The organism is Streptomyces sp. C10-9-1, from assembly GCF_024497955.1.
Taxonomy (GTDB): Bacteria; Actinomycetota; Actinomycetes; order Streptomycetales; family Streptomycetaceae; genus Streptomyces; species Streptomyces sanyensis.
Genome location: NZ_JANHKP010000027.1, coordinates 19,985 through 33,034, shown reverse-complemented (window position 1 = coordinate 33,034; position 13,050 = coordinate 19,985). Strand labels below are relative to the sequence as shown.

At 69.7% G+C, this 13,050-nt stretch carries 7 protein-coding genes and 1 pseudogene; 6 read left to right on the top strand and 2 right to left on the bottom strand.

Annotated elements, in window-relative coordinates:
• Nucleotides 1–2,143, top strand: a pseudogene (locus NPS70_RS28135) (hypothetical protein); the annotation flags it as partial.
• The gene (locus NPS70_RS28130; RefSeq protein ID WP_256527285.1) at nt 2,140–3,213 is read left to right on the top strand and encodes a Wadjet anti-phage system protein JetD domain-containing protein; all 1,074 of its coding nucleotides are present in this window, start codon (nt 2,140–2,142) and stop codon (nt 3,211–3,213) included. The pseudogene NPS70_RS28135 and the gene NPS70_RS28130, both read left to right, overlap by 4 nt.
• Before the next feature lie 384 nt (nt 3,214–3,597).
• Here NPS70_RS28130 and NPS70_RS28125 read toward each other — a convergent pair whose 3' ends face one another.
• Entirely contained in the window at nt 3,598–6,780 is a 3,183-nt protein-coding gene (locus tag NPS70_RS28125) for an AAA family ATPase (RefSeq protein WP_256527284.1), read from the bottom strand.
• Nucleotides 6,777–8,063 carry an exonuclease SbcCD subunit D gene (locus tag NPS70_RS28120; protein ID WP_256527283.1) on the bottom strand — a complete coding sequence of 429 codons (1,287 nt, stop codon included), beginning with the start codon at nt 8,061–8,063 and terminating at the stop codon, nt 6,777–6,779. The genes NPS70_RS28125 and NPS70_RS28120 overlap by 4 nt, the downstream gene beginning before the upstream one ends.
• A gap of 134 nt (nt 8,064–8,197) precedes the next feature.
• Here NPS70_RS28120 and NPS70_RS28115 point away from each other — a divergent pair, with 134 nt between their 5' ends.
• The 4 genes from NPS70_RS28115 to NPS70_RS28100 are packed head-to-tail and all read left to right on the top strand — an operon-like array spanning nt 8,198 to nt 13,038.
• Nucleotides 8,198–9,058, top strand: coding sequence for a hypothetical protein (locus tag NPS70_RS28115; RefSeq protein WP_256527282.1), 861 nt, complete (start codon nt 8,198–8,200; stop codon nt 9,056–9,058).
• 34 nt (nt 9,059–9,092) lie between these two features.
• Nucleotides 9,093–10,226 (top strand): hypothetical protein, encoded by a 1,134-nt coding sequence (locus NPS70_RS28110; RefSeq protein WP_256527281.1) that lies wholly within the window; start codon nt 9,093–9,095, stop codon nt 10,224–10,226.
• Complete coding sequence (locus NPS70_RS28105; protein ID WP_256527280.1) at nt 10,223–11,713, top strand: hypothetical protein; 1,491 nt, start codon at nt 10,223–10,225, stop codon at nt 11,711–11,713. The genes NPS70_RS28110 and NPS70_RS28105 overlap by 4 nt, the downstream gene beginning before the upstream one ends.
• A complete protein-coding gene (locus NPS70_RS28100; RefSeq protein ID WP_256527279.1) occupies nt 11,710–13,038 on the top strand; it encodes an AAA domain-containing protein in 1,329 nt (442 codons plus the stop codon). Before NPS70_RS28105 ends, NPS70_RS28100 begins: the two co-directional genes overlap by 4 nt.
• Nucleotides 13,039–13,050: the final 12 nt, after the last annotated feature.

The window sequence follows — 13,050 nt, the reverse complement described above, 5'->3', positions numbered from 1 at the left end:
CTGCCCATCCGGCCATCTCACCGAACTGACGGAGCAACTTCTCACCGCAGACGCCGCCGTTGCCACAGCACAAGAACGGGCACAGGCAGCAACTACAGACGTGGAAACCTGGGCAGAGCGCGAGGCCGTCTACCCAGATCAACTCGCCCAGCTGCGCACTCAGGAGCGTGCCGCCGCAGACACCGCAGGTGCCCTCGAGCGGCTAACAGCCAAGGTAGAGCGTTCTGCCGAGCAACAGCGGCGAGCTGGCGAGGCGGAGCAGGCCATGGAAACAGCTCGTCGTACCGGGGGCGAGGCAACCGCGGCCCGGGAACAGCAGCTGGCGCAGGCCGAAGACGCCGTGCGGGCGGCGGAAAACGCCCGAGACCGCGCCGAGCGCCGCCTCGTCGCGGCATCCGAGGTCGTCACCGCCAGTGGCGCCATTGCTCAAACCGTCCCGAGCCAAAGTCTTCTGGCCCTCCAACAGGCCTACGCAGCCGCGGCCGACGTCTACCGCAGCCTCGAGGTCGGCCAGGATCTTCGTGCAGAGGCAGACCGGGCCATGACCGAAGCCGCCCGACGCCGCACCGACCTTGAACGACTCCCACCCGAGACGACCGCCGAGGCCGAACGACTGCTCACTACACCCGCCGGCGCCGACCGTGCCAGCCGGCAGGCCGAAATCGCCCGGGCGAAACGCGACAAGCAGCGGCTGGCTGCCTCCATCAACGCTGCGAACGAACGCGTCGGACAACTCCGCAGCGACCTGCGCACCGCTAGCCCCGCCGACCGCGACCGCAACGTGTGGATCGTTCTCCCCGAGACACGCCGCCCTGCCTCCGTCGAGCAGGGACGCCAGCTCATGGAAACCGCCCAGGCCGAGCAGCGTGCTGCCCAAGACGCCCTCGAAATCGCCACGCGGAACGTTGCAGGCCTGCAACGCCACATGCAGCAGGCAAGCGAAGCCGCCCGCAGCTTCCGTGAAGTGCTCCAGCCCGTACAAGCGACCCTTGACGACACCTCCAGCCCCCAGGAGGGACGACCGACGACGGAACTGGGCCCCGACACCGTCGAGCCCTACCAGCAGTCAGCGGAGAGCGCCCGCGAGAAATCCGACCAGCTGCGACGCGAGCTGCGTGAAGCCCGCGCCGCCGCCAGCGACGCCACCCGCGCCCTCAATGGACTCGTCGACGGAGCGGTCCGCTTCGTCAGTGACATCCGGTTCGAAAAGACAACGAACGTCGCCCGGCGGGCCATCATCAGCCTGGGGCGAGAACAACTGGGCGCCCGTGCCACAGAATTCGCCGATCAGCTCGCGCAGCGGCTCGCCACACTGAACACGGATCTGGACAACGCCGGCAAGCATCGCAAACTCATCGTCGAGCGACTGGCCGCGCTCACTGACGGGGCACTCAAGACCCTACGGACTGCAACACGCCTGTCCCGACTGCCCTCCGGGCTCGGTGACTGGGAAGGCAAAGAGTTCCTCCGCATCCGCTTCACCGATCCCGACCCCAGCCTGCTCGCCGCCCGCATCGGCGAACTCGTTGACGACATCGCCGCCTCCACAGCAGCCCGCCAGATCGGAGCCCGCGGCAGCGCCCCCAAACGGGACGGCATCGCACTCCTCCTGCGCTCCGCCGAAGCCGCCGTTCCCAAAGGCTTCAGCGTCGAAGTACTGAAGCCAGACTCCGTCCTGCGCGACGAGCGAGTCCCGGTCGAGCAGATGAACACGGTGTTCTCCGGAGGACAGGAACTCACGGCCGCGATCATCCTGTACTGCACCATGGCTGCGTTGCGAGCCAACGAACGAGGCCAGATGCGCAACCGCCACTCCGGGGTACTGTTCCTCGACAACCCGATCGGCAAGGCGAGCGCGTCCTATCTCCTCGACCTGCAGCAGGGCGTGGCCTCAGCCCTGGGCGTCCAGCTGGTATACACGACCGGGCTGTCCGACGACCGCGCCCTGGCAGCGTTCCCGCTGTGGATCCGGATGCGAAATGACGCCGATCTGCGAGCGGGACTCAAGCACATCCGAGTTGCCGAGACTGTCCGCGCCCAAATGCCCCATCCCTTCGAAGACTTCGAAACCACGGCCCCCGGCGCAGCGCCGGGGACAGTCACCGCAGCCCGGGTCTACCGCCGGCCTACAGAGGCGCCATGAACCCCTCCACCTCAGCCAAGGTCACGCTGTCCCCGCGAGCCATGAGACTTGCCGCAGCACTGGAGGAATGGCCACGGCGAACCCTCACCCTCGCAGAGCTGTGGGAAGTCTTCGCCATCGCCGACGCAGCCTCTGCGATGCGCCCCAGCCGCCGTACAGACCTCGCTGAGGCCCTCGAAGCGCTCACCGCCGCAGGCTTGATCAGCTGCTCCCACACCAAGGACACCTCGGTGACTCCCGCGCTGCCGACTCGCCTCAAGCTGCCTGCCCCTCAACCCTCACCCTCGGCCGCAGCAGCAGCCCAAGCGATAGCGTGGCGCCCGGAACTCGCCTGGGCCGCATCCGCTCGGCTCACGTTGGGACAGATTGGCACCTTGCGCTTAATCAACGACTGGCTGCGTGACTGCGGCCGCGACGACGACGTCGTACCACTGAGGGAACGATCTCTCGAAGTTCTCGGGCATGAGAAGCGCCTCGATGCTCTGCTCAACACCTCCCTGTTCGCGCCGGGCCGACTCACGCTTGGACTCCTGCGCACCTTCCGGGCGCACCCGCCATTGTCGACCCGCAGGATCGGAGGCGGTCCAGTGCTTCTCGTAGTCGAGAACGCCGACACCTTCGACACGCTCACTCGCGTGCTGACTGCCGATCCCGGAGATGTCGGACGGGTTGCATGGGGAGCGGGGGCAGCGTTCGAAGCGTCGGTCGCCTCGGTCCTCGACGTGACGGAGGTACGCGCGATCGCATACTTTGGCGATCTCGACGCCGATGGCCTGCGAATCCCAGCCAGCGCACATCGAAGGGCAGCCCAGGAAGGGCTCCCTCCCGTGTGTCCGGCGGCAGGTCTGTACCGGCTGTTGCTCGAGATCGGTGTGCCGCAGCCAGGACAGACACCGGTGCCTCACGGGAAGGCCCTAGAACTCGCTGGCTGGCTCTCCGAACCGCTAGCAACGCGGGCCGCATCGCTTCTCGCCGCCGGCTGCCGCCTTGCCCAGGAGGCGGTCGGCATGCGTGCCCTACAGGCACGCACCGAGGTGAGCGAGTGGCAGGACGGGCTCGCATTCCCCTAGACGGTCGCCCGCCTCGGGGACGTCGAGATGGCGAGCGATACCACCGAGGTGCGGTCGCCGAGTGAGGCCGCGGTGCTGCACGGGCGTCCCGGCGCCGTTGCGCAGACGGGCGAGCTCCGGCCCCGGACGAGACATGCGCATCCGCTCGGTGCGCACCCCCGAGATACAGCCGTCTCAGGGACCACAGGTCCCCACGAGGCGGTGCTTCGAGCCCTATGGCGGAGTGTGCGGGGCGACCCCTGGTAGGTGACCAGGCTGTTTTGCCCTGGTGAACCGGCGTGCTATGAGCTGTGAGGGCACTCTCGCTTGGCGCAGGTCCTGCGACACGTCGCAGGACCTGCGCTCGTTGAGCCACGCGGCGGCCTGCTGACCGGCGTGAGGGGTTCAAGTGAGGTCGGCCAGGTTGTGGAGGTCTTCGCGGATGAGAGTGTCGCGTTCCGCTGCGCTCAGCCAGTGGGCTCTGGAGCCACGGTGGTCCTTTTCGACCCACAGCACGTCGTGCACGGTCTCGGCAACGGGACGCAGGTGGCTGATGACGGCCAGCAGCTTGTCGGCTCCGACATGGGTGCGCAGGACCTGCAGGGCGCCGTCGAGACGGGCGGCGTCCAGAGTGCCGAAGCCTTCGTCGAGGAAGAGGCTCTCCAGTCGGGTGCCGCTTCGGCCGTGCATCTCCATCAGAGCGAGGGAGAGAGCGAGTGAGGCCTGGAAGGTCTCTCCGCCGGAGAGGGTGCGCGAGCTGCGGCGGGCACGGCTGGAGAGGTTGACGATGTCGAAGTTGGCGGCGAATCCCAGCCGGCCGCCGGAGAGCTGTTGCAGCAGCTCGCTGCCGTAGGCGAGCAGAGCACGGGTGCGCAGGTCGGTGAGATGGCCGAGGAATTTCCCGTCCGTCAGGTGCGCGCTCACCGCTTGCCAGGCGGCCAGCTGGCGCTCGCCAGCGCTGATGGCTGCCGTCAGCCGGTCTTTGTGCGGAACCTGGGACAGGGCCTGCTCCTCGTCCCGCACGGCACACGCGGCCTCGTTGCGCAGCGTGCCGGCCTGACTGCTCAGGCCGTCCAGGAGTGTGGGCTCAAGCGGATCCGTCTCGGAGTCCACCTGCAGCACGGCGCTGCCGGGGTGGGCAGCGGCCACCGCTTCTGCATGCGCGGACAACCGCGCGGTCAGCTCCGCCATGGCGGCACGTGCCGCGGTGCCGTGCTCGTCCAGAGCCGCAAACAGGGAGGTGCTGGCGCCCTTTAGGCGGGCAGCGTACTGCTCCATGACCGTGGGGTCGTTCGTTCCTGCCGGCAAGGGCAGCACGGGGCGTCGGGCCTCCTCAACCAGCGCGGCCGCGTTGAGAGCGCTGTCGGCCCATCGCTGCAGCTGCGCCCCGAGCTCGTGCAGAGGCTGAGTGACCTCCTGCTGCTGGCGCTCGGTCAGCTTGCCCCGCTCGGCCACCAGCGAATGCACGAGCCCACGGAGTTCCTCCTGCCGCTGGGCAAGCTCCTGCTGATGGTTCTGTTCGTGACGCAGGGCCTGGGTGGCGGCTTCCAGGTGGTCGGGGGAGGGGAGGGCAGGCTGCTGGGGCAGGTGTGCTCGTGCGAGCTCGGGCAGTGCGGACAGGCAAGCCAACAGGCTGCGCTGTTCGCTTTCCAGACGCTCGGTGGTCTGGAGCGCCTGTGCGCGTCGCTTCTCCGCGGCGAGCGTGGCCGCCTGAAGCGAAGCACGCGCCGCGCCTAGTGCCGTTTCCTTCTGTGCCAGCTCGTTCCGGCTGGAGACGACCGCCTCCTGCAGCTGTGCGACGCGCCGGTCGGCGTCTTGCAGGAGTTCGTCGACCAAGACCTCCTGCTCGGCAGCGGTCGGGGGCGTGGACGCCGCCATGCGGGACAGGGCCGCTGCGGCGGCGCTTTCCAACTCTTTCCCGTATACCTCGGGTCGGGGGTGGGTGCTGCGAACGGCGAGTTCCCGGGCCCGCTCCCGTACGAGGGGCAACTGGTCCTCCAGCAGGCGAGTGGCTTCCTGCACCTGCTGTCGATGTTCGTTCTGGGCCTCCTGGAGCTGTTCGACCTCGTGCGCGTGCAGGGTGTGCTCGCGTTCGGCGCGGGCCAGTGCGGCTAAGGCCTCGTCCGCCGTGGCCTTGGCAAGGGTGAGGGCCTCGGCGTTGTGCGGCTGCGGCGGCTGGTAGTCCTCAGGCAGCGTCCCGGTACAGACGGGGCAGCCGTCGCCGGCGGCCAGGCCGTCGCCTGCCGTGTGCGCCGCTTCCTGGCGCCTGATGATCTCCAGCATGTCCTGCGCGCGCCGCACTCCGGCCCGGGCTACGTCCGGGTCGCCGTCGGGAGGTGCCTGCACCAGGGCGGTGAGCTTGCCGTGTGTGCGGGCCTGGGCGGCACGCTGCTGGGCGAGTGCGCTCGCTGCTTCACCGGCGCGCCGGACGGAGGTCTTCATCGTCTGCAGCGCCTCGGCCGCACCGGTCGCCTCATACTCGGCGTCCTGCAGCGGCGCGCGCATCTCCTCGATGCGCTGTTCGGCCTCCTCCAGCTCGCCGGCGCGTTTGGCCAGGTCCTCTTCTTCCTCCTCGAGCTCGGTCAGGAGCCGGGTGTGCGCTGTTTCCCCGTCGGCGAGGGTGCTGAGCCGGCCGGGCGCGTCCTTGAGGACCTGAGCGGCCGCGGCCAGGGCGTCGGGCGCCAGACCTGCCGCGACGGCTGTGTCCCGCTCGGCGGTGACGTCCTCGAGATGGGCTTGGGCGGTCGTTTCGGCCGCGGCGTTGGTCTTCTGCAGCTGCTCCAGTTCGTCCCTTGCCTGCCGGACGGCGGCGGTCGTGCTGCCGTAGCCCGAGATGCGGCGCTCGGCGAGCACCGAGGCGGCGTCCGCGCTCTGACGTGCCTGCTGCTGGGCCTGTGCTGTCGATACCTGTAGCTGGCGCAGCTCGGTCAGCCGGCGACTGAGGTCCGCGGCACCGGCTTGGGCCCTGTCATGGCGTTCCCGGGCGGCTTGGGCCGCCGCGCGAGGATCGTCGTCAAGCCGGGCGTCATCGCGCTGGGCCTGGCTGATGAGGTCCTTGAGGCGCCCGGCGGACTCAGTGGCGAGCTGTCGCACGTGCTGCAGCTCGTCGACACCGAAGAGAGACTTCAGGATGCGGGTGCGGTCGGCGTCGCCCGCGTTGAGCAGGTCTCCGAAGCGTCCCTGCGGGACCAGGACGGAGGACTTGAAGGTGACGTAGTCGATCCCGATGAGCCTTCGGATCGCGTCGTCCACGGGGCGCACCCCATCGGTGTGCGTGCCGTCCGGAGCCGTCAGCCGTGCCTGGGTGGGACGGGATTCGTGGAAGACGCGGTGCACCGTCCAGTCCCGGCCCTCCACCGAGAACACCAACTCGATCATCATCGTGTCGCAGTGGTCGGAGCGGAGCTGGGCTGCGCGTTCGGTCCAGGAGCACTTCCCGTACAGGGCGGCGGTGATGGCCTCGAGGATGCTGGTCTTGCCCGCGCCGGTGTCGCCGAGGATGCCGATGAGGGTCTTGCCGGTGAAGTCGATCGTGCAGGTGTCGGGGTAGCTGCGGACTCCCGAGAAGGTCAGGCGGGCGATCTTCATGACGCGGTCTCCGTTCGGCTGCGGGCGACGCCGGTCCAGGGGGTGGCGAGCGCCTTGGCGAGGAGCTGCTCGGCGGAGGAGGGGGCCGACGTGGCGTCAGGCGTGTTCAGCAGGTGGGCGAAGGCGGCGACCACCTCGTCGGCGTTCTGCCCGGGAGTGCCGGCCTCGGCGAGGTAGGCACTGAACACTGCGGTGATGTCGAGCTTGCTGTCATCGGCGGCGTCGGCACCTGTCAGAACGCTTGCCCGGGTGGCCGCGCAGTCCTCCTCGACGTCCACCACGATGGCCTGCGGCACCAGCTCGGCGACCCTGTCCCCGAGCCGGGGGACGGGTTCGTCACTGCGGATGACGGCCTTGAGGTAGACGCCTGTGTACTGGGCTGCATCGACGCCGAGTTCCTCCAGGGTGCCGTGGAATCGGGCCAGGCGCCGCCCGGAGTGCAGCGTGTGCGGGGTGATCAGGGTGCGTCGGCCGGGTCCCGCCTCGACGACGGTGACGCTCTTGGTCTCCTCGCTCTCGCCGAAGTCCATCTGCAGGGGGCTGCCGGCGTAGCGGGCCGGCAGCCGCCCGGCGCCGACCGGCTGGGGTTTGTGGATGTGCCCCAAGGCGCAGTAGGCGACCTGGGGCAGGGCGTCGGCATCGGTGGCGTAGGGCTCGCGCACCTCCCACATGCGCTCGCTCTGGGCGGGAACGGCGCTGGCCACGTACTGGTGGGCGGTGAACAGCAGGACGTCACGCTCGGGGGCGTAGCCGTCACGCAGCCGGGCAAGCAAACCCTCCTGCAGCTCACGCAGGCCGGTCGCGTAGGCGCCCTCGGTGGTTCCGAACCCGGGGAAGAGGTGCAGGTAGCGGTTGGGGTGCACGTACGGCAGGGCGGCCAGGCGGATGCGCTGGTGCCCGTCACGGCTGTCGAAGTCGAGTACGGCGCCGGGGTTCGTGTCGCCGCGGCTGTGGACGAAACGCAGACGGTGCTGGTCGGCGTCCGGCCGCAGAGCGGCCACGTAGTTGAGCAGGTCGAAAAGCTCGGGCGAGTCGTGGTTGCCGCCCAGGACGACAGTCGGCGCGATGCGGGCGAAGGCGTTCAGGCAGCGCAGTGCGCGCAGAACGTCCTTGTGTGCGGGCCGGTAGGAGTCGAAGAGGTCGCCGCTGTGCACGATCAGATCCGGCTGCACCGACTCGGCGATGGCGGTGATCTCGGCCAGGACGGCGTCGAACTCGTCGTCCCGGGAGCGGCGTTGCAGGGCCCGGCCCAGATGCCAGTCGGATGTGTGCAGGGCTTTCACGAGCGACTCTCCTCAGTGCAGGCGCGACTGCCCGACGCCCGCTGCCGCAGCGGCAGTTGGCGAAGTGTCGACGACTCTACAACAGCAATCACAGGAGAAAGCTGGAAAACACTGGAATGCGGTAGGGTGCTGCCATGCACGAGCATCTGGACGCACTCGAACAACGCATGCAACAGCTGCAGCAGGCCATGCGGCGCGCCCAACTGGCCCGTGACGAAGGCCAGGTCAGACAGCTCCGCGACGAACTGCGACGCACCCAGCGCGCCTGGGACGCCCTGTTCGAACAGAGCGTGGACAGCGAAGACCCCCCCACTTCCGAAGAAACACCACCCGGTACTCCCGCGCACCACGCGCCGACGGAGCCGGTGACCCCGCTGCCCGCCCGGGAACAGGTCCACCAGGTCCTGAACCTCCTCGCGGTGCCCGCCGCCCCCAAGCTCATCAGCACCGTCCATGAAGCCTTCTTCGCCGGCGCGCTGGCCCCCTCTCGGCTGACCAGCCTGCGCCGCGACGAGGAACGCTCCTACCGCTCCGCCCCCGGCGCCCGCCCCTACTACCTGTGCCCGGCGCTCACCTCCGACCTGCTCTCACCCGCCCGCGGCCTGCTCACCGTCAGCACCTGGCCCCTGGAGCAGCGCATCGTCGGCCCTCTCGGCGCCCGCGTCCACTTCCTCACCAGCGCCCTGAACATCGCCGACGCCGCCGAACGCCTCGATCCCGACACCCTGCCCCTGGCCGCCCGGCAACTTCTCACCCGCTACGCCCAGAACATCCCAGGCGCTCAGGCCCCCATCCAGCAACGCACCGCCGTTGGAGTCCCCGTCGACCTGCCGCTGCTGCGCCGCGCCGCCCAGGACGAACTCGCCCTGCACGCCGACGCCGACACCGCGACCCGCACCGAGGCGGCCCAACGCGCACGCCGCCAACTCGACGACGCAGGGCTGCTGTTCGGCGGCTCCTTCCAGTCCGCCCGCCGACTTCGCTCCGTTCCCTGACCGCCCCGATCCACCCCGCAAGGAAGCTAGCTTCGTGAGTCTGCTCAACGACCGGCTCGACGCGCTGCGCGGCCCCGTCCCCGCCAAGGGACACGACGCCCGCACCCTCGCGGCCCTGACCACCAATCCCGGCTGCAGCCGCCGGGCCCTTCTGGATGCCGCCGGCGTCGACAAGGACGCCATCGCCGTCCACCTGGGAAAGCCCCGCCCCCTCGCCAAATCCTCCCTCGCCCTCAGGAGCGGGGCCATCTTCGAGCAGCAGGTGAAGGCCGACGGCGGCGCCGAACTCCTGCGCCTGTTACGCGAGGTCCTCGACTTGCCACTGCCCGAGGCCGCCCATACCGACCTCGCCAACGTCGGCACCCAGGACGCCTCCCTGCAGGTTCGCCACGCCTACACCCGCACCGCCATCCTGGAAGCCGTCCGCTCCACCAGCCCGACGCGCACGCTGCTGGACCACCCCATCCTGCAGCTGACCGTCGCCGGCAGCCCCGTCTACCTCGAGCCCGACGTCGTCGCCTTCCAGATCGACGGCGTCTTCCACATCGTCGAGATCAAGTCCTTCGCCGTCGTAGACGGCCAGGCCGACCCGGCAAAAGTAGCCGCAGCCGTCACCCAGGCCGCCGCCTACATCCTCGCCCTGCGCCAACTGCTGGACAGCGAAGGAATCGACCAGGACAGGGTCTCCGACGACGTCATCCTCGTCATGCCCCGCAACTTCAGCCGCCGCCCCACCGCCAGCGTGGTCGACGCCCGCAAAAAGGTCGCCTCCCTCACCCGCCAGCTGAGCCGGCTCACCCGGATCGAGCCCCTGCTGGACGGGCTGCCGCCCCACATCACCTTCGACCTCGCCCCCGATCAGGACAACCGGCCCACCCGCGACCCCAAAGCACTCACCGAAGCCCTGCAGATCACCGCGGCCCGCTACACCCCCGCCTGCCGCCACTTCTGCGACCTGGCCTACGTCTGCCGCAGCGAGGCCCGTGAAGAAGGCTCCATCGACGTCCTGGGCACCGCCGTCCGCGACGACCTCGGCGGCATCGACCACATCACCACCGCCCTGCGCCTGTCCGACGGCACCCGCGAACCAGCCCTGGACCAGAGCGACCTGGCTGCCGCGCTGCGGCACGCCCACGCCGTCCACACCCAACTACGGGAGTCCGCATGAGCCTGCTCACCACCCTGCTGCGCCTGCAGGCCGCGGACACCGAACAGGCCCAGGACGCCAGCACCATCCGCCATTTCCACCTCGCCGAGCGACCCCTGATCTTCCTGCCGCTCAACCGCGCCGGCACCGAAGCAACCCCGCTGGCCTTCATGTACGGCGACGACCAGGCCCACCCGAACCTGCTCATCGCACCCCCACGCGGCAGACCCACCGCACTCCTGAACGACCTGGCCGACGGCATCCTCACTTACATCGACAGCTTCCCCGGCACCGAACGCCTCCCCGCCCGCGGCACCAAAGCCGCCCGCCACCGCCGCACGCACGCCCCCCAACTCCTCGTCGCCAACCGCAAGTCCCTCCACTACATCGACCGGCTGGGCCGCGCCCTGCGCTTCACCGACACACCCGAAACGGCCGACCCCGACCGCAGCGTCGGCCGCCTCGGCCAATGGCTGACCTTCTTCGCCGAACACGCCGAACACCCCGGCTCAGCCCTGCTGCTGGCCCTGACCGACCTGCTGACCACCCACTGGGTCACCGGCCAGAGCCCCCTGGAGGACGAACACCTCGCCACCCTCCTGGCCTGGATCAACCCGCCACCCGGCACCACCGGCCTGCACGCAGCGCTCGCCGCCGAAGCCCCCCACCGTCAGCCCGCCGGCCCAGCCACCGACCCCTCCTTCGACACCATCGAACTCGACCCCCTCCTCACGGCCTTCGACACCGCCGCCGAGGAAGGCAACACCGCCGCCATGACCCGGCACACCCAACGACTGCACGACCTCCTGCGCACCTATCTGACCCCCGCCTGGGACGACGCTTGGAACGCCCTCGGCCTGCTGCGCAGCCTGCCCCAGACCCCGGACGCGCACCGCCGCTGGGACACCGACCGCGACCGCTTCACCGCCTTCAGCACCTACCTCGCCGACGACGGCCGCCCCCAGCCCATCAAGGACGACGCGGTCTCCGCCGCCCGCCGCCTGGCCCGCCTCGAACAGGCCGCCGGCGCCTTCGAAGCGCGCCGCGCCCTGGAAGACCCCTTCGTCATGGCCGAACGGCGCACCACCGGAGAAGCACTCGCCGGCACCGTCATCGACACCGACCCCGACCGCACCATCACCGGCCCCACCGGCCGCCTCCAGCTCTGGCCACGCTTCACCCTGCACACCACCGACCCGGTACGCCTGGATGTCGGACACCTTCTGGCCAGCCCCCACAACCCCCGCGTGCACCTGGCCATCCGCGACATCACACCGCGCGACGGCGGCACCGACCTCCTGCTCGAGGTCACCACCCAAAAGGGCACCGTCGCCAAACCCAACCGCACGTCCGTCCCCGCAGTCGGAGACATCCTCCAACTCACCCTCGCGCCGGAGTTCTTCCGCCAGCCGCCCTTCCCCAGCCGCGACAACACCACCTGGACCCACGGCGGCCCCCAGCACGACCACCCCATCGCCCTGGACGAGGCCGAGGAGCCCCAGCGATGACCCAACCCGCACCTTCACCCGCCGAGATGGCCGGCGCGGCCGTCGACGGCGTCCTTGACGCGCTCGCCGCCGGCACCGACCAGGCCCTCGTCGTCGACTCTCCGCCCGGTGCCGGGAAATCCACCCTGGTCGCCCAGGCCGCCCGCACCCTCGCCGCAGCCGGCGAACGGTGCATCATCGTCGCCCAGACCAACCACCAGGTCGACGACCTCCTCATCCGCCTCGCCGACCCCCAAGCCCCCCGGCTGCGCCTGGGGCGCCTCACCGGCCACACCTACCAGGTCCCCGAACGCATCTACGGCCTGGCGGACACGACCATCAGCACGGACATCAAAGACGTCCTCACCTGCGACGTCATCGTCGCTACCGCCAAGAAATGGGCGAACATCGACGGCCCCCGCTGGCGGTGGGCCATCATCGACGAGGCGTACCAAATGCGCTCCGACGCCCTGCTGCTGATCGCCAAGCTCTTCGAGCAAGCCCTCTTCGTTGGAGATCCCGGCCAGCTCGACCCGTTCTCCACCATCCACACCCCCCGCTGGATCGGTCTGCCTCACGACCCCATGAACAGTGCCGTCGCCGTCCTGATGAACCACAACGACGCCACCATCCGCAGACTCCCCGTCTCCTGGCGCCTTCCGCCCTCAGCGGCGAGCCTCGTCTCTCGCGCCTTCTACCCCTTCACCCCCTTCAAAGCCGGCACCGCCCCCCAGACACGCAGCCTGCACTTCACCACCAGTGGCATGCGCAGCACCCTCGACGACACCATCGAGGAAGCAGCCCGCTCCGGCTGGGCCCTGTACGAACTGGCACCCCGGCACACCGCCCGCACCGACCCCGAAGCAGCCCGCGCCACCGTCGCCCTCGCCGCCCGGCTGCTGGACCGCGGCACCCAAGCCGTCTGCGAGAAACGCCCCTCCGGACGCGAGCTCGAAGCCAAAGACATCGCCATCGGCACAGCCCACCGCGAACAAGCCCGCCTCATCCAGCAACTCCTCAACCACAGCCCCCGCACCCACGGCATCCGCGCCGACACCGCCAACCGCCTCCAGGGCCGCGAGTACGCGATCACCATCGTCCTGCACCCCCTATCCGGACGCCGCGACGCCTCCGCTTTCCACCTCGAAGCCGGCCGTCTGTGCGTGCTTGCCTCACGCCACCGGCACGCCTGCATCGTGGTCGCACGCTCTGGCATCGCTGACCTGCTCGACAGCCACCCCTCCAACGACCCCGTCCACCTCGGCGTCCCCGCGAAATTCCCCGACGGCTGGGAAGCCAACCAGCAGGTCCTCGCCCACCTGGCCCACCACCGCGTCCGAGCCTGACGACCGGCAGGA

Bases quoted from the DNA above. Each gene is read 5' to 3' on its own strand.
- NPS70_RS28115 (WP_256527282.1), top strand. From the start codon at position 8,198: ATGCACGAGCATCTGGACGCACTCGAACAACGCATGCAACAGCTGCAG.
- NPS70_RS28130 (WP_256527285.1), top strand. From the start codon at position 2,140: ATGAACCCCTCCACCTCAGCCAAGGTCACGCTGTCCCCGCGAGCCATG.
- NPS70_RS28105 (WP_256527280.1), top strand. From the start codon at position 10,223: ATGAGCCTGCTCACCACCCTGCTGCGCCTGCAGGCCGCGGACACCGAA.
- NPS70_RS28100 (WP_256527279.1), top strand. From the start codon at position 11,710: ATGACCCAACCCGCACCTTCACCCGCCGAGATGGCCGGCGCGGCCGTC.
- NPS70_RS28125 (WP_256527284.1), bottom strand. From the start codon at position 6,780: ATGAAGATCGCCCGCCTGACCTTCTCGGGAGTCCGCAGCTACCCCGAC.